General features: G+C 60.2%; 16 protein-coding genes. 10 read left to right on the top strand and 6 right to left on the bottom strand.

The window, feature by feature from the left end; all coding sequences use genetic code 11:
* Positions 1-3 precede the first annotated feature (3 nt).
* The 4 genes from CAF90_RS15185 to CAF90_RS15170 all read left to right on the top strand — a co-directional run bounded on the left by CAF90_RS15185 (position 4) and on the right by CAF90_RS15170 (position 3810).
* Positions 4-303 carry a BolA family transcriptional regulator gene (locus CAF90_RS15185; RefSeq protein ID WP_007950896.1) on the top strand — a complete coding sequence of 100 codons (300 nt, stop codon included), beginning with the start codon at positions 4-6 and terminating at the stop codon, positions 301-303.
* Positions 304-420: 117 nt separating this feature from the next.
* Entirely contained in the window at positions 421-1362 is a 942-nt protein-coding gene (locus tag CAF90_RS15180; RefSeq protein WP_007950897.1) for a rhodanese-related sulfurtransferase, read from the top strand.
* A 35-nt stretch (positions 1363-1397) separates the two neighbouring features.
* A complete protein-coding gene (locus CAF90_RS15175) occupies positions 1398-2000 on the top strand; it encodes a DsbA family protein (protein WP_170929396.1) in 603 nt (200 codons plus the stop codon).
* On the top strand, positions 1993-3810 hold the full coding sequence (locus CAF90_RS15170; protein ID WP_085607247.1) for an ABC transporter ATP-binding protein: 1818 nt from the start codon (positions 1993-1995) through the stop codon (positions 3808-3810). Before CAF90_RS15175 ends, CAF90_RS15170 begins: the two co-directional genes overlap by 8 nt.
* Before the next feature lies 1 nt (position 3811).
* Here CAF90_RS15170 and CAF90_RS15165 read toward each other — a convergent pair whose 3' ends face one another.
* On the bottom strand, positions 3812-7966 hold the full coding sequence (locus tag CAF90_RS15165; RefSeq protein ID WP_085607245.1) for a deaminase domain-containing protein: 4155 nt from the start codon (positions 7964-7966) through the stop codon (positions 3812-3814).
* A gap of 220 nt (positions 7967-8186) precedes the next feature.
* Here CAF90_RS15165 and CAF90_RS15160 point away from each other — a divergent pair, with 220 nt between their 5' ends.
* Together CAF90_RS15160 and CAF90_RS15155 are read left to right on the top strand one after the other, a co-directional pair.
* A complete protein-coding gene (locus tag CAF90_RS15160) occupies positions 8187-10649 on the top strand; it encodes an EAL domain-containing protein (protein WP_007950901.1) in 2463 nt (820 codons plus the stop codon).
* Between the two features lie 46 nt (positions 10650-10695).
* The gene (locus CAF90_RS15155) at positions 10696-11490 is read left to right on the top strand and encodes a TenA family transcriptional regulator (protein WP_007950902.1); all 795 of its coding nucleotides are present in this window, start codon (positions 10696-10698) and stop codon (positions 11488-11490) included.
* Between the two features lie 62 nt (positions 11491-11552).
* Here the strand turns inward: CAF90_RS15155 and CAF90_RS15150 are convergent, their stop codons facing one another.
* From CAF90_RS15150 to CAF90_RS15130, 5 genes are all read right to left on the bottom strand, one after another.
* On the bottom strand, positions 11553-12479 hold the full coding sequence (locus tag CAF90_RS15150; protein WP_007950903.1) for a GGDEF domain-containing protein: 927 nt from the start codon (positions 12477-12479) through the stop codon (positions 11553-11555).
* 362 nt (positions 12480-12841) lie between these two features.
* Complete coding sequence (locus tag CAF90_RS15145) at positions 12842-13582, bottom strand: YciK family oxidoreductase (protein ID WP_007950904.1); 741 nt, start codon at positions 13580-13582, stop codon at positions 12842-12844.
* A gap of 80 nt (positions 13583-13662) precedes the next feature.
* Positions 13663-14334 (bottom strand): N-acetylmuramic acid 6-phosphate phosphatase MupP, encoded by a 672-nt coding sequence (gene mupP / locus CAF90_RS15140; RefSeq protein WP_085607243.1) that lies wholly within the window; start codon positions 14332-14334, stop codon positions 13663-13665.
* Between the two features lie 4 nt (positions 14335-14338).
* Complete coding sequence (gene ubiG / locus CAF90_RS15135) at positions 14339-15037, bottom strand: bifunctional 2-polyprenyl-6-hydroxyphenol methylase/3-demethylubiquinol 3-O-methyltransferase UbiG (RefSeq protein WP_007950906.1); 699 nt, start codon at positions 15035-15037, stop codon at positions 14339-14341.
* A 57-nt stretch (positions 15038-15094) separates the two neighbouring features.
* Positions 15095-16429, bottom strand: coding sequence for a TRZ/ATZ family hydrolase (locus tag CAF90_RS15130; protein ID WP_085607241.1), 1335 nt, complete (start codon positions 16427-16429; stop codon positions 15095-15097).
* Between the two features lie 108 nt (positions 16430-16537).
* On the opposite strand from CAF90_RS15130, the gene mtnA reads away from it, so the two are divergent.
* The 4 genes from mtnA (at position 16538) to pheA (ending at position 22946) form a co-directional block, all read left to right on the top strand.
* On the top strand, positions 16538-17614 hold the full coding sequence (mtnA, locus tag CAF90_RS15125) for an S-methyl-5-thioribose-1-phosphate isomerase (protein ID WP_007950910.1): 1077 nt from the start codon (positions 16538-16540) through the stop codon (positions 17612-17614).
* 424 nt (positions 17615-18038) lie between these two features.
* Positions 18039-20702 carry a DNA gyrase subunit A gene (gene gyrA / locus CAF90_RS15120; protein ID WP_085607239.1) on the top strand — a complete coding sequence of 888 codons (2664 nt, stop codon included), beginning with the start codon at positions 18039-18041 and terminating at the stop codon, positions 20700-20702.
* Between the two features lie 64 nt (positions 20703-20766).
* Positions 20767-21852 carry a 3-phosphoserine/phosphohydroxythreonine transaminase gene (gene serC / locus CAF90_RS15115; protein WP_085607237.1) on the top strand — a complete coding sequence of 362 codons (1086 nt, stop codon included), beginning with the start codon at positions 20767-20769 and terminating at the stop codon, positions 21850-21852.
* Positions 21852-22946, top strand: coding sequence for a prephenate dehydratase (gene pheA, locus CAF90_RS15110; protein ID WP_007950913.1), 1095 nt, complete (start codon positions 21852-21854; stop codon positions 22944-22946). The genes serC and pheA overlap by 1 nt, the downstream gene beginning before the upstream one ends.
* Positions 22947-22957 lie beyond the last annotated feature (11 nt).

Below are 22957 nucleotides of genomic sequence, written 5' to 3'. Positions count from 1 at the left end.
GTGATGACCATGCAACAACGCATCGAATCGACGCTGGCGCTGCTTCAGCCTGAGCATCTGCAAGTGCTGGACGAAAGCCACATGCACAGTCGCGGGTTGCAGACCCACTTCAAGGCAGTGGTGGTCAGTGCGCAGTTCGAGGGCCTGAACCGGGTCAAGCGCCACCAGAAAGTCTACGGCACGCTCGGCGAGCTGATGGGCGAGTTCCATGCGTTGGCGCTGCACACCTACACCCCGCAGGAATGGGCAGAGACAGGCGTCGCTCCGGCGTCGCCGACCTGTGCCGGCGGCAGCAAGCATTGAGCCTTGCAGCAATGAACTGAGGTTTTTTGCTAGAATCCGCAACGCGCCGCTCACCCGGCGCGTTTTTTTTCGCATCCGGTTCACCCTTTACGAGGGTAGCCACCTGGAGAAATACCCATGACACAACCGATTGTCGTGGCGGCACTGTACAAGTTCGTCACCCTCGAAGATTACGTCAACCTGCGCGAGCCGCTGCTGCAAGCGATGGTCGACAACGGCATCAAAGGCACCCTGCTGATCGCCGAAGAAGGCATCAACGGCACGGTTTCCGGCAGCCGTGAAGGCATCGACGGCCTGCTGGCCTGGCTGCGCAACGATCCGCGCATGGTCGACATCGATCACAAGGAATCATACTGCGACGAGCAGCCGTTCTATCGCACCAAGGTCAAGCTCAAGAAAGAGATCGTGACCCTGGGCGTCGAAGGCGTCGACCCGAACAAGAAGGTCGGCACCTACGTCGAACCGCAGGACTGGAACGCGCTGATCAGCGACCCGGAAGTGCTGCTGATCGACACCCGCAACGATTACGAAGTCTCGATCGGCACCTTCGAAGGCGCCATCGATCCGAAAACCACCAGTTTTCGCGAATTCCCCGACTACATCAAAGAACACTTCGATCCGGCCGTGCACAAGAAGGTCGCGATGTTCTGCACCGGCGGCATTCGCTGCGAAAAAGCCTCGAGCTACATGCTCGGCGAAGGTTTCGAAGAGGTTTATCACCTCAAGGGCGGCATCCTGAAGTACCTCGAAGAAGTGCCGCAGGAAGAAACCAAATGGCAGGGCGACTGCTTCGTCTTCGACAACCGCGTGACCGTGCGCCATGACCTGAGCGAAGGCGACTACGATCAGTGCCACGCCTGCCGCACTCCGGTCAGCGTTGAAGATCGCGCTTCCGAGCATTACGTGGCCGGCATCAGCTGCCCGCACTGCTGGGACACCCTGAGCGAGAAGACTCGCCGCAGCGCAATCGACCGCCAGAAACAGATCGAACTGGCAAAAGCGCGCAACATGCCGCACCCGATCGGCTACAACTATAAGCAAGCATCCACCGAGGCTTAATCATGTCTGCACGCCTGCTCTATGTGATGGATCCGATGTGTTCGTGGTGTTGGGGATTTGCTCCGGTCGCCAAGGCATTGGTGGAGCAGGCGCAGGCAGCCGGGGTGGAACTGCACCTGGTGGTCGGCGGGTTGCGCACCGGCAGTGGTGCGGCGCTGGAGCCGACCACCCGGCGCTACATTCTCGAACACTGGCAGGCGGTCACCGAGGCCACCGGCCAGCCGTTCAAGCTGGAAGGCGCGTTGCCGGACGGCTTTGTCTACGACACCGAACCTGCCTGCCGGGCCATCGTCACCGCGCGCAGCCTGGCACCGGATTGCGCGTGGAAACTGGTCGGGTTGATCCAGCACGCGTTTTACGCTGAAGGTCGCGATGTCACCCAGGCCAGCGTACTGGTGGAGCTGGCAGAGCAGGCTGGCGTGCCGCGCATCGAATTTGCTGCCCTGTTTGATCACGCCGATCAACACAAGGCGACCCAGGCCGATTTCAGTTGGGTCCAGGATCTGGGCATCGCCGGATTCCCGACCCTGCTCGCCGAACGCAACGGCCAACTGGCGTTGCTGACCAACGGCTACCAGCCGCTCAGTGAACTGTCGCCGTTGCTCGGTCGATGGCTGGAGCGCGCGGCCTGTGTCTGACCCGGCCAATGACACGCCAGCCGTCAAGCGTGTCGACCGGCTGAGCTGGGCTGAAGTCCGGCGACTGGCACTTCATCACAAAAAATCCCTGTGGATCGCCAACGGCGTGGCCGTACTGGCGACGCTGTGCAGCGTGCCGATTCCGTTGCTGCTGCCGTTGCTGGTGGACGAGGTCCTGCTCGGCCACGGTGATGCCGCGCTGAAAGTCATGAACCATGTGCTGCCCTCAATGTGGCAGCAGGCGGCGGGCTACATCGGCCTGATGCTGGTGGTGACGCTGACTCTGCGTTGCAGTGCCCTGTGTTTTGGCGTGTTGCAGGCGCGGTTGTTTGCGCGGCTGGCCAAGGACATCGTTTATCGCATTCGCGTGCGTTTGATTGAACGACTCAAACGGATCTCCCTCGGCGAATACGAAAGCCTGGGCAGTGGCACGGTCACCACGCACCTGGTCACCGACCTCGACACCCTCGACAAGTTTGTCGGCGAAACCCTCAGCCGTTTTCTGGTGGCGATGCTGACGCTGGTCGGCACCGCCAGCATCCTGATGTGGATGCACTGGAAACTGGCGCTGCTGATCCTGCTGTTCAACCCGTTGGTGATCTACGCCACGGTGCAGTTGGGCAAGCGGGTCAAGCACCTGAAGAAACTGGAGAACGACAGCACCTCGCGCTTCACCCAGGCGCTGAGCGAAACCCTCGATGCAATCCAGGAAGTGCGAGCCGGCAACCGGCAGGGCTTTTTCCTCGGACGGTTGGGTCTGCGTGCGCAGGAAGTGCGCAACTACGCGGTTAACTCGCAGTGGAAGACCGACGCCTCGAACCGCGCCAGTGGTCTGCTGTTCCAGTTCGGCATCGACATCTTCCGCGCGGCGGCCATGTTGACGGTGTTGTTCTCTGACCTGTCGATTGGCCAGATGCTCGCGGTGTTCAGCTATCTGTGGTTCATGATCGGCCCGGTCGAACAGCTGCTGAACCTGCAATACGCTTATTACGCGGCGGGCGGTGCGCTGTCGCGGATCAACGAACTGCTGGCCCGCGCCGACGAGCCGCAATACCCCGGCGGCGTCGACCCGTTCAAGGGGCGCGATACGGTCGGGATTCAGGTGCAGGGTCTGAGCTTCGGTTACGGCGACGAACTGGTGCTGGATCAGTTGAACCTGTCCATCGCGCCGGGCGAGAAAGTGGCGATTGTCGGCGCCAGTGGCGGCGGCAAAAGTACCCTCGTGCAATTGCTGCTGGGCCTGTACACACCGCTGGCCGGGACGATCCGTTTCGGCGGATCGTCCCAGCAGGAAATCGGCCTGGAAACGGTTCGGGAAAATGTCGCGGTGGTGCTGCAACATCCGGCGCTGTTCAACGACACCGTACGCGCCAACCTGACCATGGGCCGTACCCGCAGCGATGAAGCCTGCTGGCAGGCACTGGAAATCGCCCAGCTCGAACCCACCATCCGCGCCTTGCCGGACGGCCTGGACAGCATCGTCGGCCGCTCCGGCGTGCGGCTGTCTGGCGGTCAGCGTCAACGTTTGGCCATCGCGAGGATGATCCTCGCCGAGCCGAAAGTGGTGATTCTCGATGAGGCGACGTCAGCCCTCGACGCCGCCACCGAATACAACCTGCACCAGGCCATGGCGCGCTTTCTCCATGGCCGCACCACGTTGATCATCGCCCACCGCCTGTCAGCGGTGAAGCAGGCAGATCGGGTGCTGGTGTTCGACGGCGGGCAAGTGGCCGAGGATGGCGACCACCAGCAACTGATTGCCGATGGCGGGTTGTACGCCAAGCTTTATGGGCATTTGCAGAGGTTGTAGATCATTTCCATAGCACCTCCAGTGCGTTGGCCGTGCCGTCGTAGCCAAACTCTTTGACGATCACTGAACAACTGGTGCATGGAGGCATGGTTGTAGCCACGTCGATCGAAGCGATCATGTGGTTTTCGGGGTATTTCTTGCGAAGCACACTGATCAGTTTGGCCTCGCTGTCCAGAGAGGTCGGCCGACGGGTCAGCGCAGGCGTGTAGGTGTCGATGTCCTTTATCGTATGGGGAATCGCCACCAATTGCCCTTTGCTCGAGACTTCCAGTGAGGTTCTGTTGAAGGTCTGGTCGAAGTCGATATTGAAGTAGGTGGTGTCGCCGATGATCACTTTGTCTGACATGGGCAGCGCCTTGAAAAGCGGCAGTTCGCCAGTCAGTCCTTGCGAGCCGGAAACGCTTATATAGACCTCACGGTTTCCGGTAGCGGTCACGATGTCTGCATAGGCGATGTTTCTCGAATTCTGTGCTCGATAGCTGCGAGGGAGCAGCGCTTGAAGCTTGTCCATCGCCTTATTGATTTTCAGATCTGCGTGCTGCCGGACATTGATTGTTTTCTCGCAAAACAGCGTATCGAAGATATCGGCGGTTCGTTGGCGAAAGCTGTCTGAAGCATCCCTGCTACGTGACCAGGATGCAGCACCATTCGGCAGCCGGCTGACGATCATGCGCGTGGAATGATCGAACAACACCGCTTCACCGGGGCTGGTATCGACTTTAAGCAGTTTGAGCGTGTCGGGCGGGTTCGCATGGCCACCAATGCGAATGGCAATTTTCTCCATGGTTTCGAGGGCGCGTTCCACGGCTGGAATACCGTAGATTCTCGCCATGTTGTTGGCGTTGAGAGACCCGGTGTACACCGTCATCAGCTCACCCTTCAGATTGGCAGGCAGGGTATTGGCCTTGCGCAGCGTCAACGGAGTGGTGAGGCTCTGACCTTTGGGCAGTTCGGCGACGTAGAAGGATCCGGCGTCCAGTCGGGTGAACACATAGTGCCTTGAGTCGTCGATAGCGGGGACGATGATGGCGCCGGCCTCGAAGGTGTCGAACTGATTCCGGGTGCCGAAGGGGATATCCACTTTGATCCTCCCGTAAATCCCTTTTTGAAACGCTATTGCCGCCAAGTGTCTGCTTTTCTTTTTCAGGGACTTGAGCAGCATCGCTCGACCCGCTGTGGCCGGGGTGTAAATGCTGTCCCCGAACCAGGGTGCCCAGCCTTTATCCGTGTCGTAAGTGCCGTTGGCTGGCGTGGGGGCCGGATTGCGGGTGACATAGCTCGTTTTACAGGCGTCCGACCCCGGCATGCGCCGCACTCTGCAGGGCAGGGCTTTGAGTAGCGACTGATCATCGATCAGGTCGGCGCGGCGCAGCTGGTTGCCGTCCGGTCGATAAGGGATGTCATCAATCAGCAGCGTGGTTCGACCATCGACCTCAAGCACTTCACGAACATGGGCGTTTTCTGGAACTTGCGCAACGACGTGGGTTTCGCTCGGGGGCAATGTCTTGAAGCCGGATCGACCTTGTGCGAGATTTTTGCCGTTGTTGCGCAGGCGCGGGCCGTAGGGCAGGGAGGTCATCGGGTCGACCAGATGAAAGCGTTCCAGTCCCGAAGAGTCTGTATGGCGCAGGAGTACATCATCAATACCGTTGACCGTCGCGAGCTGATCACCGTTCGTCAGCGGCTTCCAGTCCCCGGGATCGATGGCTTGTGGCAGATTCTGGACCAGGCGGAAGCCATCGGCCTTTCCCGTCAGTTTTCTGATGCCGACAACGCTCATTCCGCCGATGAAGAGCAGCCCTTTTCCGGCACCGCTTCCCAGTCCCTTGAGCAGCGAGGGAATACCGTCCAGTGGGTTGAGGTTCGCCAGTGAGCGGGTGAGGAGATGGCGGGCCAATGTCGAAAACGGCGGCAGCGTTGCATTGACGACCATGCGAGTGGTGCCGGCAGCGGCGCGGAGCAGGCGCACCGAACCCGAGATGAATTTGCCGATCGGGCACAGGAACGAAGCCAGGTCGAACAGCAGTCCGATCCCGCCCAGGGCTTTGCTTTTGACATCGTCGGAGAGCAGGTCCTCGATGCTGCCCCAGAAAGGAACGAACCCTTTGACGATCGTCACGAATACTTCCAGCCGTTTCTCGATCTTCGCCCTGTGGCTGTCGAAGATTGTCATGCCTCGGGCTTGCTGGCGCAGGTGTTCTTCATCGACGTAGAGGTAGTTTGTCGCGATGTAGTTGGCCAGTGCGTCCAGTCGTGATGTCAGCGTCGCAGCATCGGTCCCGGTATCCATGGAGGCTGCGGCTATAGTGCCCACGGTGTCGAGGTAGCCGATGCAGGCCCCCCGGGCGGCAGGTGTCCTGCCGTGGAGATGGGCCGACCAGTCGAGCAGCAACGAAGTACTGATGTCACGCTCGGGTGAATAGGTTTGCCCGGGGATGGTGGCGTGCAAGGCAAACTCGGTCCGAACGCCATTGACGGTTGAAAACCTCAAGGTGGGTCGAAGGCGAATGACACCGGCACTCGGGATCAGCTCGTAGTAGGCAATATTTCCCTGGTGGGTCACTTTTATAACGAAGCCCTTCCTGGCCCGGGTCAGATCCGGCGGTTCGTTGGGTACTGATTTTCGACGCATCCCCAACAACTCGATTTCACCTATTGCCAATGCCTGGCGTTCGCTCGCTGGCAGTGAAGTCAGCAAGCTGGCGATCAAGGTCTGATAGGGCGGCCTGATCGTCGCCAGATGTTGGTTGAAGGCGCTTTCAAACTGCGCATTAATATCCGGCAAGGATTTGCCGGCCCAGCTGTAGTCATCTGCATTTACCCGTTCATAACCACCCCGCGAGTTTTCACGCTCGGCATAGAGGACGCGCTGGTCATCCAGCCGGAGTGCTGTGGTGGATCGCGTTGTGCCGTCGGGCATGGAGACAATCCATCGCTTTTCGCCATCGAGCTGGCCGTCTGCATAGACATCCAGAAAGTCGTGGCCCTGCTGATTCTTCTGGTCCAGTGGTGCTCTTGAATGACTATGGCTCGGATCGGCAGACATCAACTTGCGTCCGTCCTTGTTGAATGTAAAACCACTGAACCGGTCAGCCAGCACGTCCCTGGCCATCTGTATCCGGTCAGGCGGGGTGGAATCCAGCGTCATCACGGCCTTGTTCAGGTTTTCGCTTTGTTCTTCCAGCGCAGTCAGCGCTCGCTTGATGTCTTCCTGATCGTGACCGGATGCCGCTCGCGCCGGGATGACGCCAGTGCACACCGCCCATTCAAGGGCGGGGCCTATTCGCAGTCGTGCAATTGTTTCCAGCTCTGCGGGGGAGGCGCCAGCACTGCGTTCCAGAGCCAGACTGACCAGTTGCTGGAAAGACAAGGGTTGAGACTGATCCAGGCCAAGCACCTCGGCCAGCAGCACGCCGTGCATGAAGTTCACCCACACGATCGACGTCTTGTAACGAAGCTCGGGCGGGATATCGCGCACGGCAAAGTCTTTCGACAGGCGATGTTGAAACACCTGGGCCAGCAGGATCGCCTCTTTGGTAGTGGCAACCCGTCGGGTACGCAGCAAATGCTGTTCGAAATCGCGGCGCAGGGTCTGGTAGCTTTTGCCCCAGTGAGCAGGGTCTTGCCAGTGGAATCCGGCGAGCTCCTGCGACTCGTCGGGAGACGGCGCATGCAAATGCAGGCAGATGGCTTTGCATGACAACTGATAGCGTACGGACGACGGCGTCTGTTCGCCGGGGGATGCACCGAACCATTTGAGCCTTTTCAGCAGCCGTTCTGTCAGGTCCAGTGATTCGGGGGAATTCAGTACTCGCTGGAGGAAAACCGAAGGGGTCGCGCGCAGTTCGTCCGTGTCGGCGAGCCGCAGGATATCGCCACTCAAATGACGGATCAGCGAAGGTTTGCCGATCAAAAAGGTTTTGACCGTGTCGAGCATTCGTTCATTGATGCGTTGTGCCATGTACTGTTCGAGGGTCATGGCGGGTGTAATAGCCGGTGTTGCGACTCGGGCTGCCTTGAACCTTTTGCGGTCCCGGCCGGTCGGTTGGGGAATCAGGGATTCGATATCCGGGCCGGTATCCAGTCCAAGCGCCTCGATGGCGCTGGTTTCTGCGGTTGTCGATAGATCGGTTGAAGCTGAAGACGTCGAGGGCATGTCACACTCCTTGTGAAGGCATTCCCGTTACAGAGGGGGGGAGACCTGAAGTGCCCAGTAAATCGATGCCGCCAGCGACCGTGGCTGTACATATGTCTATCCGGCGTTTGTCCTGAACTGAGGCGGATCCGCCGCTTGCCGGAAACCCGAACGCCTCCTAGTCTTTGGGGGTTGGTCTGATAGAGACGGACAATCAGGCAGTGACCACGCAAGGAACTCCATGAAGCAAAAGCGGACTCTCGGAACGCCTCGGTTGCTGGGCATCGTCTGGCCATTTATCGCCGTCGTGTTGTTTCAAGCCTTGTTGGGGGGCGTGAGTCTTTACGTCCTGTCGGCCGTTCGCGGCTATGTCGCTGGTGAAAGCCTTTGGTCCAAGGGCCAGAAAGACGCGATCTATTACCTCAATCTCTACGCGGACAGTCGCGACGAGGCGATTTACCTTAAATACCAGAACGCCATTGCCGTGCCTCAGGGCGGCCATCAATTGCGCCTGGCGCTGGACAAGCAACCGCCCGACTTGCAGGCGGCGCGTGAGGGCATTCTCAAGGGTGGCAACCACCCGGATGATGTTTCCAGCCTGATCTGGCTGTATCTGAACTTTCGTCACTTCAGTTATCTGGAAACCGCCATCGACCGCTGGACGCTGGGCGATGCCTATCTGGTGGAGCTCGATGGCGTGGCGCAGGAGATGCATCAACGTATCACTGCCAATGCCGCCACCGAGGCTGATATCCACCGCTGGAAAGACCGGATCTTTGCAATCAATGACGGCGTGACCCCGGCCGCCAAGGCGTTCAGCGATGCCTTGGGTGAAGGCTCGCGGATGATTCTGCGGCTGCTGCTGTTCACCAACCTCGCCACCGCGCTGGGCCTGATCGTGCTGGCGCTGCTGCGCACCCGCAAGTTGCTCAAGCAACGGCATGCCTTCGCCGAAGCGCTGCAACTGGAAAAGGATCGGGCCCACGTCACCCTGCATTCGATTGGCGACGGGGTGATCACCACCGATGTGAGCGGGGCGATCGACTACATGAACCCGGCGGCCGAGGCGTTGACTCACTGGAAGGCCGAGCAGGCTGCCGGTCTGCCGTTGGCGGCGTTGTTCAACTTGCTGGATGACAACGCCCAGACCGAAGGGCTGACCCTGATCGAACACATTCTCAGCGGCCAGCTCACCGGCGGCAGCGAACACTCGAAGCTGATTCAGCGGCTGGACGGCAGCACCGTGTCGGTGACCCTGGTCGGCGCGCCGATCCGCAATGCCGGCAAGGTCAGCGGTACGGTGCTGGTGCTGCATGACATGACTCAGGAGCGGCAATACATCGCCAATCTGTCGTGGCAGGCCACCCACGATGCGCTGACCGGCCTGGCCAACCGTCGCGAGTTCGAATACCGCCTCGAACAGGCCCTGCACAACCTGACGCGGCAGGCCGGGCGACATGCGCTGATGTTCCTCGATCTCGATCAGTTCAAGCTGGTCAACGACACCTGCGGGCACGCGGCAGGCGATGAGTTGCTGCGCCATATCTGCGCGTTGCTGCAATCAGGCTTGCGTGAGGGCGACACCCTGGCGCGGCTGGGCGGCGATGAGTTCGGCATCCTGCTGGAGAACTGCGCACCGGAGGCGGCCGAGAAGATCGCCGAGAGCTTGCGCCAGACCGTACAGAACCTGCATTTCGTCTGGAAGGGACGGCCGTTCCTGACCACCGTCAGCATTGGTCTGGTGCACGTCGCACAGAACCCGACCACCCTCGAGGCCTCGTTGCGGGCCGCCGACATGGCTTGCTACATGGCCAAGGAAAAGGGCCGCAACCGGGTGCAGGTCTACCACGCCGACGACTCGGAACTGTCCCTGCGTTTCGGCGAAATGGCCTGGGTGCAGCGCCTGCACATGGCCCTGGAGGAAAACCGGTTCTGTCTCTACGCCCAGGAAATCGCCCCACTGGGTTCGGTTGCCGGTGGCACCCGCGGGCACATCGAAATTCTGCTGCGCCTGCATGACGAAGCGGGCCGTATGATTCTCCCGGACAGTTTCATACCGGCGGCAGAACGTTACGGTTTGATGACGTCGCTGGATCGCTGGGTTGTGCAGAATGTATTTAAGGTTATTGCTCAATGTATTAACGAAGAGTGCGAAGGCCCTCTGGCAATGTGTGCGATTAATCTTTCAGGCATTACTATCGGAGATGACGCGTTTTTGCACTTTCTACGCGAGCAGTTTGATAACTACGGCGTACCGCCTGAAATGATTTGTTTTGAAATTACAGAAACCAGTGCCATTGCAAATCTCGGGAGTGCAATCAGATTTATTAATGAACTCAAAGGCTTGGGTTGTTATTTCTCACTCGATGACTTTTGTGCCGGAATGTCTTCATTCGCTTATCTGAAACATTTGCCTGTAGACTTCCTGAAGATCGACGGGAGTTTCGTAAAGGATATGCTGGACGACCCGATTAACCGTGCAATGGTCGAAGTGATCAATCACATCGGGCATGTCATGGGTAAGCAGACAATTGCCGAGTTTGTCGAAACAGCGCAGATCGAGCAGGCATTGCTTGAAATCGGCGTGGATTACGCTCAGGGTTATGTTGTGGAGCGTCCGCAGTTGTTTACCTGTGACAGTTTGCAAAGTCGGCCCGCCAGACCGCAGCCGTTGTTATTCAAGGCGCCTGGCACGTTCCGTTGAAGTCTCTTGCCGATCCGTACAATCACAAATCAAAAGGAGCCGAACAGTGATCGACACATTCAACCGAACCGGACCACTCATGGAAGCTGCAAGTTATCCCGCCTGGGCGCAACAGTTGATCCAGGATTGCAGCGAGAGCAAACGCCGGGTTGTCGAACATGAACTTTATCTGCGCATGCGTGATAACAAGCTCAGCGCCAAAACCATGCGCCAGTACCTGATCGGGGGCTGGCCCGTCGTTGAGCAATTCGCGTTGTACATGGCGCAGAATCTCACCAAGACCAAATTCGCCCGTCATCCGGGTGAAGACATGGCGCGGCGCTGGTTGATGCGCAATATCCGCGTCGAACTCAACCACGCCGATTACTGGCTGCACTGGAGCCGGGCCCATGGGGTGAGCCTGGAAGACCTGCAAGCGCAGCAAGTGCCACCGGAGTTGCACGCCCTGAGCCACTGGTGCTGGCACACCAGTTCGGCGGATTCACTGATCGTGGCCATCGCGGCCACCAATTACGCCATCGAAGGCGCGACCGGGGAGTGGTCGGCGCTGGTGTGTTCGACGGGGGTCTACGCCGCGGCCTTCCCTGAGGAAGATCGAAAGCGGGCCATGAAGTGGCTGAAGATGCACGCCCAGTACGATGATGCCCATCCGTGGGAGGCGCTGGAGATCATCTGCACCCTGGCCGGGTTGAACCCGAGCAAAGCCTTGCAGGCGGAGCTGCGACAGGCGATCTGCAAGAGTTACGACTACATGTACCTGTTCCTCGAACGCTGCATGCAGCTCGAACTGTCGGAGCGGGTGTTAGTCGGGCGTGAACGTCGGGCGCTGGTCGAAAGCTGATTTCGGCGACATCCATAAAAAAACGGGAGCCTTGGCTCCCGTTTTTTGTTGGCGGCGAATAGTCAGCCCGCCATGGTCAGGCGATTGCGGCCCTCGCGCTTGGCGACATACAGCGCGCTGTCGGCGCGGCGCAGCAGGCTGTCGGCGGATTCGCCCGGCAACAGGGTCGAGCAGCCGAGGCTCACGGTCAGTTCGATCAATTGATTATTGGCGTAGTAATCCTGGGCCTGCGCTGCCTGACGCAGGCGCTCGCCGACCATGGCGGCCGCATCGCGACCGGTGTTGGACAGCAGGATCAGAAACTCTTCCCCGCCATAACGGAACACCATGTCGACATTGCGCAACTGGCCCTTGATCGATGCCGCCACGGCTTTGAGCACGTCGTCGCCGGCGCTGTGGCCATGGAGGTCGTTGACCTGTTTGAAATGGTCGATGTCCAGCATCAGCAACGACAGCGGTTGCAGGTGCCGGCGGGACATCTCGATCTCGCGCAGCAGCGTCTGCTCCATGGCAATGCGGTTGCCGGCACCGGTCAGCGGATCACGCAGCGCGCTTTGCGTGGCTGCGCGGTACAGCAGCGCATTGCGCATCGGATACAACAGGGCCGACAACAGTGATTCGAGATTGCCCAGTTCCTGTTCGCTGAAGCGCTGGTTACGGCGGAACACCAGTTCACCCATGTGCTCGCCTTCGTGGCTCAGGCTATAGCTGGCCGAGTGATGGCCGCGGGCGCCGAATTCCAGGCGCAGGTCGCTGCCGTTGTGCACGTAGGTCAAGGCGTCCAGCGGCACCAGGCGCTGAACTTCGCGGAAAAACAGACCGAGGATGCGTTGAGGCTCAAGGCTGGTTTGCAGTTGCAGGCTCATTTGCTGGCGCAATTGCGCTAGGCTGACAGGTCGCGCCAGGAGGGGCGGCTGCTGACCAAAGCCCAGGCGTTGCAATTTGGCACTGTCGAAGTCAATTGCAGTGGTCTGGGAGGGTGATTTCATATGGCGTGAGCCCCTAAGCAGTAAGTCTGTCTTACAGGCTGGGTGAGAGCGGCTATGGGCTGCGCGTCATACTGATCCATCAGTCCCGTAGGACATTTGGCGTAAGTTTAGTCTGCCCGATGACGATTAGTCAGCTATCGAATCAGGCCTTGCCCGACTGCCTTCACACGGCGTGCTTTGAGGAAATGTAGAGCGAAAGTCGTGCCATACGGTTCATATTTTATTAAAACCGTTTTGAATCAATGGCTTAAGATTTTCGCGGAAAGAGGGGCGGTGGTTATTTGACTGAATTTGCCGCGCTCAAAGCGGCAATTGCATGCCGCGACGGTATTCCGCCACGGCAACAAATGCGACGTATGGCATTACTGGGCGTTGAAGGCCTGGCCATTGATACCGGTGCTGTCGGGGCCCATCAGGTACAGATAGACCGGCATGATCTCTTCCGGAGTCGGGTTGTTCAGCGGGTTTTCACCCGGGTAAGCCTGGGCGCGCATGCTGGTGCGGGTGGCGCCCGGGTTGATGCTGTTGGAGCGCACCGGAGCGACGTTTTCGACTTCGTCGGCGAGGGTTTGCATCAGGCCTTCGGTGGCGAACTTGGACACACCATAGGCGCCCCAGTAAGCGCGGCCCTTGCGCCCGACGCTGCTGGAGGTGAACACCACCGAGGCGTCCTGCGACAGTTTGAGCAGCGGCAGCAGGGTGCTGGTCAGCATGAACATCGCGTTGACGTTGACCTGCATGACGCGCATGAAGTTTTCACCGGACAACTGCTCGATCGGCGTGCGCGGGCCGATGATCGAGGCGTTGTGCAGCAGGCCGTCGAGGTGGCCGAACTCGGTCTCGATCATCGCCGCCAGCTCATCGTATTGATGGGGCAGGGCGGTTTCGAGGTTGAACGGGATCACGGCCGGCTGCGGATGCCCGGCCGCTTCGATCTCGTCGTAGACCTGGGTCAGGTTGGCTTCGGTCTTGCCCAGCAACAGCACGGTCGCGCCGTGGGCGGCGTAAGTCTTGGCGGCAGCCGCGCCGATGCCGCGACCGGCACCGGTGACCAGAATGACCCGATCCTTGAGCAATTCGGGGCGAGCGGAGTAATCAAACATAAGAAACCTCTAATCCATTAACTTCTGATCGTTCCCACGTCTTGCGCGGGAATGCAGCGATGGTCGCTTTGCAGCACCACTCAGCAACTGCACAGCGCGTTGTCGAGCACCTTGCGCAACTCCAGCGGATGATCCACCACCACGTCCGCGCCCCAATGACGAGGGTTGTCGTCGGGGTGAATGTAGCCATAGGTCACGGCAGCGGTTTTGGTGCCGGCGTCACGGCCGGATTCGATATCGCGCAGATCATCGCCGATAAACAGAACGGTCGACGGATCGAGATCAAGCATCTTGCAGGCAAGGGTCAGCATCTCGGGATCCGGCTTGCTGTTTTTCACGTGATCCGGGCAGATCAGCAGCGCCGAGCGCTCGGCCAACCCCAGTTGCTGCATGATCGGCTCGGCGAAGCGCAGCGGCTTGTTGGTGACTACGCCCCAGACCAGATGGGCTTTCTCGATGTCGGCCAGCAATTCGCCCATGCCGTCGAACAGCTTGCTGTGCACGGCGCAGCCCACCAGATAGCGCTCGAGGAACTCCAGACGCAATTCCTCGAAGCCCGGCGACTCCGGGTCCATCGAGAACGTCACCGCGACCATGGCCTTGGCGCCGCCGGAGATTTCGTCGCGGATGTGCTTGTCGTTGATTGGAGGCAAGCCACGATCCGCGCGCATCGCCTGGCAAATGGCGATGAAGTCCGGCGCGGTGTCGAGCAGAGTGCCGTCCATGTCGAAAAGGACTGCTCTGATGGCCATCGGCTTACTCCTCGCGCAGGGTCTGGATCATGTAGTTGACGTCAACGTCCGCCGCCAGTTTGTAGTGCTTGGTCAGCGGGTTGTAGGTCAGGCCGATGATGTCCTTGACGGTCAGGCCGGCCATGCGGCTCCAGGCGCCCAGCTCGGACGGGCGGATGAATTTCTTGAAGTCGTGAGTGCCGCGCGGCAGCAGCTTCATGATGTATTCGGCGCCGACGATGGCGAACAGGTACGCCTTCGGGTTGCGGTTGATGGTGGAGAAGAATACCTGGCCGCCGGGCTTGACCATGCGGAAGCAGGCGCGGATCACCGAGGACGGGTCCGGTACGTGCTCGAGCATTTCCAGGCAGGTGACGACGTCGAACTGCTCGGGCATTTCTTCGGCCAGGGCTTCGGCGGTGATCTGGCGGTATTCGACGTTCACGCCGGACTCCAGCTGATGCAGCTGCGCGACAGCCAGCGGTGCTTCGCCCATGTCGATGCCGGTCACGGTTGCGCCGCGCTGGGCCATGGCTTCGCTGAGAATGCCGCCGCCGCAACCGACGTCCAGAACCTTCTTGCCAGCCAGGTTGACGCGCTCGTCAATCCAGTTGACCCGCAGCGGGTTGATGTCGTGCAGCGGTTTGAACTCGCTTTCGCGGTCCCACCAGCGATGGGCCAGGGCTTCGAATTTGGCGATTTCGGCGTGGTCGACGTTGCTCATGATTCAATCCTCTAAAACTTGAAAAAGGCTGTAGCCCCGGAGTTTGCTCCGGGGTGTTTACGATTCGGTGTGGCCGCTGATGCGTCGGCCCCAGGCCCGGGCGGTTTCGCCGAGCTGTTGTTCGTCCAGTCGGGTCAGGCGGCGGTCGTCGAGCAACTGCTTGCCAGCGACCCACAGGTGTTTCACGCAGTCGCGACCGGTGGCGTATATAAGCTGCGAAACCGGGTCATAGACCGGTTGTTGCGCAAGGCCGGACAGGTCGAAGGCGACGATGTCGGCTGCCTTGCCGAGCTCCAGCGAGCCGGTCTCGGCTTCGATCCCCAGGGCTCGCGCGCCATTGAGCGTGGCCATGCGCAGCGCCCGGTGGGCGTCCAGCGCGGTGGCCGAGCCGGCGACGGCTTTGGCCAGCAGGGCGGCAGTGCGGGTTTCACCCAGCAGGTCCAGGTCATTGTTGCTCGCGGCGCCATCGGTGCCGACCGCGACATTGACCCCGGCCTGCCACAGGCGCTCCACCGGGCAGAAGCCGCTGGCCAGTTTCAGGTTCGACTCCGGGCAATGGATCACACTGGTGTTGCTTTCTACCAGCAACGCCAGGTCGTCATCGCTGATCTGGGTCATGTGCACGGCCTGGAAGCGCGGGCCCAGCAGACCGAGGCGACCGAGGCGGGCCAGCGGGCGTTCGCCGCGCTGTTCGACCGCTTGCTGCACTTCGAACGCGGTTTCGTGGACGTGCATGTGGATCGACGCATCCAGCTCTTCGGCGATCACGCGGATTTTTTCCAGGTTCTCGTCGCCCACGGTGTAGGGTGCATGAGGGCCGAAAGTGATCTTGATGCGCTCGTGATGCTTCAGGTCGCCGAACAGTTCAACGCCCTGACGAATGGCTTCATCGGCGCTGGCGGCACCCGGAATCGGGAAGTCGAGGATCGGAATCGCGATCTGTGCACGGATTCCGCTGTTGTGTACGCGCTCGCTGGCAACCTTCGGGAAGAAGTACATGTCGGAAAAACAGGTGATGCCACCTTTTATCTGCTCGGCGATGGCCAGATCGGTGCCGTCACGCACAAAATCTTCATTGACCCATTTGCCCTCGGCCGGCCAGATGTGGTTCTCCAGCCAGGTCATCAGCGGCAGATCGTCGGCCAGGCCACGGAACAGCGTCATTGCCGCGTGGCCGTGGGCGTTGATCAGGCCGGGGCTGAGCAGAACGTCCGGCAGTTCGCGGACTTCGGCGGCGTTACACTTCAGCGCTTCGGCACGCGGGCCGATAAACACGATGCGACCGTCGCGGATGCCCAGGCCATGCTCCTTGAGCACAACGCCTGCGGGTTCGACGGGTACCAGCCAGGTCGGCAGCAATAATAAGTCGAGCGCAATGGCAGGTTTCGGCATCGAGGGTCGGTTCCAGTGCTTTTGTAAAGGATGGCGAAGTATACCCGAGCGTCTTCGCGGGGGGATCGCTATAATCGGCGGCTTTTGTTCATGAGTGCGGGGTGAGGGATGCGCGATCGACTGTTGGCTGCTGAGAAAGTAAAGGCCATCGATTGGCGTGATGGCGCGCTCCACCTGCTGGATCAGCGCGTTTTGCCGTTCGAGGAAAACTGGATCGCCTACACCAGCGCCGCCGGCGTGGCCGAGGCAATTCGTTCGATGGTGGTGCGCGGTGCGCCGGCCATCGGCATCAGTGCCGCCTACGGCATCGTATTGGCAGCCCGTGCCCGGATTGCCGAGGGCGGCGACTGGTACGCGTCGCTGGAAGAGGATTTCATGCTGCTGGCCGATTCCCGGCCGACCGCGGTGAACCTGTTCTGGGCGTTGAACCGCATGCACGACCGGCTGGACCGTTTGAAGGAAAACGCCGATCCGCTGGCGGCGCTGGAAGCTGAAGCCATCGCGATTCATGAAAGCGATCGCGAAGCCAACCTGACCATGGCCCAGCTCGGCGTCGACCTGATCCGCAAGCATCAGGGCAATGCCCAGGCGATTCTCACTCACTGCAACACCGGCGCCCTGGCCACCGGCGGTTTCGGTACGGCGCTCGGAGTCATTCGCGCGGCGTTCATCGAAGGCATGGTCGAACGTGTTTACGCCGATGAGACCCGGCCGTGGCTGCAAGGCTCGCGCCTGACCGCGTGGGAACTGGCCAACGAAGGCATTCCGGTGACCCTGAACGCTGACTCCGCCGCTGCGCACATCATGAAAACCAAAGGTGTGACCTGGGTGATCGTCGGCGCCGACCGGATCACCGCCAATGGCGACGTGGCGAACAAGATCGGCACCTATCAACTGGCGGTCAACGCCATGCACCACGGCGTGCGTTTCATGGTGGTGGCACCGAGTTCGACCATCGACATGAATTTGGCCAGCGGTGATGACATTCCGATCGAAGAGCGCGACGGCGCCGAGTTGCTGGAGGTTGGCGGCAAGCGCGTCGGGGCTGACGTTGAAGCGTTCAACCCTGTGTTTGACGTAACCCCGGCAGATCTGATCGATGCGATCGTCACCGAAAAAGGCATCGTCGAGCGCCCGGACACCGCGAAGATGGCGCAGTTGATGTGCCGCAAGCGCTTGCATTGATTGGCTTGATGTCCGCGTTGTCCTCTTCGCGAGCAGGCTCGCTCCCACAGGTTTTGTGATCGCCACAGAACCTTGTGGGAGCGAGCCTGCTCGCGATGGGGCCTTGAAAGTCAATAAACATCCGCAATTTCGTCCCGAAATTTGCATTCAGGGAAGCTCTGAGCCTCTCTCGTCCCCGTTAAGCCTGTCATCGGTCATCTAACTATGCTCCATGCGCATCTGGGGGATAGGTGCGTGGCGGCTCTTGTGATAACATCCGGCGTTTTCCGAGGCAGTCCCACGGGGTTGTCTTCACTGCGCAAATCCAGGGTCAACTTGTCGATTTGTCGTAAGTCGGCGCATGGCACTCGGCCTGCATCGACGAGCTTCGTGCGTCCCCTATGGATATGGCGAAGTTTCACCAGAAAAAGGAATCAGGCTTCTCATGGGCGAACTGGCCAAAGAAATCCTCCCGGTCAATATCGAAGACGAGCTGAAACAGTCCTATCTCGACTACGCGATGAGCGTGATCGTCGGCCGTGCACTGCCGGATGCGCGCGATGGCTTGAAGCCCGTGCACCGTCGCGTGCTGTTCGCGATGAGCGAGCTGGGCAACGACTTCAACAAGCCGTACAAGAAATCTGCCCGTGTCGTTGGTGACGTGATCGGTAAGTATCACCCGCACGGTGATACCGCGGTGTACGACACCATCGTCCGCATGGCGCAGCCTTTCTCCCTGCGTTACCTGCTGGTCGACGGCCAGGGCAACTTCGGTTCGGTGGACGGCGACAACGCCGCGGCCATGCGATACACCGAAGTGCGCATGACCAAGCTGGCGCACGAGCTGCTGGCCGACCTGCACAAGGAAACCGTGGACTGGGTGCCGAACTACGACGGCACCGAGCTGATCCCGGCAGTCATGCCGACCCGCGTTCCGAACCTGCTGGTCAACGGCTCCAGCGGTATCGCCGTGGGCATGGCGACCAACATTCCGCCGCACAACCTCGGTGAAGTCATCGACGGTTGCCTGGCCCTCATCGACAACCCCGAGCTGACCGTCGATGAGCTGATGCAATACATTCCCGGTCCGGACTTCCCGACTGCCGCGATCATCAACGGTCGCGCCGGCATCATCGAAGCCTACCGCACCGGCCGCGGTCGCATTTACATGCGTGCCCGCTCGATCATCGAAGACATCGACAAGGTCGGTGGCCGTCAGCAGATCGTCATCACCGAACTCCCTTACCAGTTGAACAAGGCGCGTCTGATCGAGAAGATCGCCGAGCTGGTAAAAGAGAAGAAACTCGAAGGCATCACCGAACTGCGCGACGAGTCCGACAAGGACGGTATGCGCGTCGTGATCGAACTGCGTCGCGGCGAAGTGCCTGAGGTGATCCTCAACAACCTCTACGCCCAGACCCAGCTGCAATCGGTATTCGGCATCAACATCGTTGCGCTGATCGACGGCCGTCCGCGGATCCTGAATCTCAAGGACCTGCTGGAAGCCTTCGTCCGTCACCGTCGCGAAGTGGTTACCCGCCGTACCGTGTTCGAACTGCGCAAGGCGCGCGAGCGTGGTCACATCCTCGAAGGTCAGGCCGTTGCCCTGTCGAACATCGACCCGGTGATCGCCCTGATCAAGGCTTCGCCGACGCCGTCGGAAGCCAAGGAAGCGCTGGTCAGCACGCCGTGGGAATCCTCGGCTGTGGTGGCGATGGTGGAGCGTGCCGGTGCCGATTCGTGCCGTCCGGAAAACCTCGATCCGCAATACGGTCTGCGTGAAGGCAAGTACTTCCTGTCGCCAGAACAGGCGCAAGCCATTCTGGAACTGCGTCTGCACCGTCTGACCGGTCTGGAACACGAAAAACTGCTGGCCGAGTATCAAGAGATCCTCAACCAGATCGGCGAGCTGATCCGTATCCTCAACAGCGCCGTGCGCCTGATGGAAGTGATCCGCGAAGAGCTGGAAGTGATCCGCGCCGAATACGGCGACGTGCGCCGCACCGAAATCCTCGATGCCCGTCTCGACCTGACCCTGGGCGACATGATCCCGGAAGAAGAGCGCGTCGTGACCATCTCCCACGGTGGCTATGCCAAGACCCAGCCGCTGGCTGCGTACCAGGCCCAGCGTCGTGGCGGTAAAGGCAAATCGGCCACCGGCGTGAAGGATGAGGACTACATCGCTCACCTGCTGGTCGCCAACAGCCACACCACGCTGCTGCTGTTCTCCAGCAAGGGCAAGGTGTACTGGCTGAAGACCTACGAAATTCCGGAAGCGTCCCGCGCCGCCCGTGGTCGTCCGCTGGTCAACCTGCTGCCGCTGGATGACGGTGAATACATCACCACCATGCTGCCGGTCGAGGAATACACCGAAGGTCACTACATCTTCATGGCTACCGCCAACGGCACCGTGAAGAAGACACCGCTGGAATCCTTCAGTCGTCAGCGCAGCGTCGGTCTGATCGCGCTGGAGCTGGACGAAGGCGACGTGCTGATCTCCGCGGCCATCACCGATGGCGAGCGTGAAGTGATGCTGTTCTCCGACGGCGGCAAGGTCACCCGCTTCAAGGAATCCGACGTGCGTGCCATGGGCCGTACCGCCCGCGGTGTGCGCGGCATGCGTCTGCCGGAAGGGCAGAAGCTGATTTCGATGCTGATCCCGGAAGAAGGCAGCCAGATCCTTACCGCTTCCGAGCGTGGCTACGGCAAGCGCACCGCGATCACCGAGTTCCCTGAGTACAAACGTGGCGGCCAGGGCGTGATCGCCATGGTCAGCAACGAGCGTAACGGCCGTCTGGTCGGTGCGGTTCAGGTGCTCGACGGCGAGGAGATCATGCTGATTTCCGACCAGGGCACGCTGGTGCGTACCCGTGTCGACGAAGTTTCCAGTCTGGGTCGTAACACCCAGGGCGTGACCCTGATCAAGCTGGCCAAGGATGAAACCCTGGTCGGTCTGGAGCGGGTCCAGGAGCCGTCGGAAGTCGAGGGTGAAGAGTTTGAAGGTGAAGAAAGTGTCGAGCTGGAAGAAGGCGTGATCGGCGCCGAACCGGACGATGCGGTCGATAACCTGCAGGCGGACGCCGCAGACGAAAAAGAGTCGCAAGACTAACCAAATCGTAGCAGGGCAGAGTGTTTGCTCTGTCCGCTACCGTGATTGCATAGCGAGAGTGGATGTGAGCAAACGAGCCTTTAACTTCTGCGCAGGTCCCGCTGCGCTGCCTGAAGCTGTCCTGTTGCGTGCCCAGTCCGAGATGCTCGACTGGCACGGCAAGGGTCTGTCGGTCATGGAAATGAGCCATCGCAGTGATGACTACGTGGCCATCGCCGAGAAGGCCGAACAAGACCTGCGCGACCTGCTGTCCATCCCCTCCAATTACAAAGTGTTGTTCCTGCAGGGCGGTGCGAGCCAACAGTTCGCCGAGATTCCGCTGAACCTGCTGCCCGAGAACGGCACTGCCGACTATGTCGAAACCGGCATCTGGTCGAAAAAAGCCATCGAGGAAGCGCGTCGCTTCGGCAACATCAACGTTGCTGCCAGCGCCAAGCCTTATGATTACCTGACCATTCCTGGCCAGAACGAGTGGAAGCTGACCCCGGGTGCGGCCTATCTGCACTATGCGTCCAACGAAACCATCGGCGGCCTGCAGTTCGACTGGGTTCCCGAGGCCGGTGACGTTCCGCTGGTGGTCGACATGTCCTCCGATATCCTCTCGCGTCCGATCGATGTGTCGCAGTACGGCCTGATCTACGCCGGCGCGCAGAAGAACATCGGCCCGAGCGGTCTGGTCGTGGTGATCGTCCGTGAAGACCTGCTGGGTCGCGCCCGCAGTTCGTGCCCGACCATGCTCGACTACAAGATCTCCGCCGATAACGGCTCGATGTACAACACCCCGGCCACCTATTCCTGGTACCTCTCGGGCCTGGTCTTCGAGTGGCTGAAGGAGCAGGGCGGCGTCGCCGCGATGGAGCAGCGCAACAAGGCGAAGAAAGATCGCCTGTACGGCTTCATCGACAACAGTGACTTCTATACAAACCCGATCAGCGTCAACGCCCGCTCGTGGATGAACGTGCCGTTCCGTCTGGCTGACGAACGCCTGGACAAGGCGTTCCTGGCCGGTGCCGACGCCCGTGGCTTGCTCAACCTCAAGGGCCATCGTTCGGTGGGCGGCATGCGTGCCTCGATCTACAACGCCCTGGGTCTGGACGCCGTCGAAGCGCTGGTTGGCTACATGGCTGAATTCGAGAAGGAGCATTCCTGATGTCCGAGCAGGAGCTCAAGGCGCTGCGCGTTCGCATCGATAACCTGGATGAGAAGATCCTCCAGCTGATCAGTGATCGCGCGCGCTGCGCCGAAGAAGTTGCCCGGGTCAAAATGGCCAGCCTGGCCGAAGGCGAGCAGCCGGTGTTCTATCGCCCCGAGCGTGAGGCGCAGGTCCTCAAGCGCGTGATGGAGCGCAACAAGGGGCCGCTGGGCAACGAAGAGATGGCGCGCTTGTTCCGCGAAATCATGTCTTCGTGCCTGGCCCTCGAGAACCCGCTGAAAGTGGCTTATCTCGGTCCGGAAGGTACTTTCACCCAGGCGGCGGCCATGAAGCACTTCGGTCACGCGGTGATCAGCAAGCCGATGGCGGCGATCGACGAAGTGTTCCGTGAAGTGGCGGCCGGTGCGGTGAACTTTGGCGTGGTGCCGGTAGAGAACTCCACCGAAGGCGCGGTCAACCACACCCTCGACAGCTTCCTCGAGCACGACATGGTGATCTGCGGCGAAGTCGAGCTGCGGATTCACCATCATCTGTTGGTCGGTGAAAACACCAAGACCGACAGCATCAGCCGCATCTATTCCCATGCCCAGTCGCTGGCCCAGTGCCGCAAGTGGCTGGACGCCCATTACCCGAATGTCGAGCGTGTGGCGGTTTCCAGCAACGCCGAAGCGGCCAAGCGGGTCAAGGGTGAGTGGAACTCGGCAGCGATCGCCGGTGACATGGCAGCCGGGCTGTATGGCCTGACCCGTCTTGCCGAGAAGATCGAAGATCGTCCGGACAACTCCACGCGCTTCCTGATGATCGGTAACCAGGAAGTGCCGCCGACCGGCGACGACAAGACTTCGATCATCGTATCCATGAGCAACAAGCCCGGCGCGCTCCATGAGCTGCTGGTGCCGTTCCATGACAACGGGATCGACCTGACCCGGATCGAAACCCGTCCGTCGCGCAGCGGCAAATGGACCTACGTGTTCTTCATCGACTTCGTCGGTCATCACCGTGATCCGCTGATCAAAGGTGTACTGGAAAAGATCAGTCAGGAAGCAGTAGCACTCAAGGTGCTGGGTTCCTACCCGAAAGCAGTTCTTTAAGGGGTGGTAGC

This window comes from Pseudomonas sp. B37(2017), from assembly GCF_002112885.1.
Taxonomy (GTDB): domain Bacteria; phylum Pseudomonadota; class Gammaproteobacteria; order Pseudomonadales; family Pseudomonadaceae; genus Aquipseudomonas; species Aquipseudomonas paraglycinae.
The sequence above is the reverse complement of the archived record's forward strand: the minus strand, read 5'-3'. Positions and strand labels throughout refer to the sequence as shown.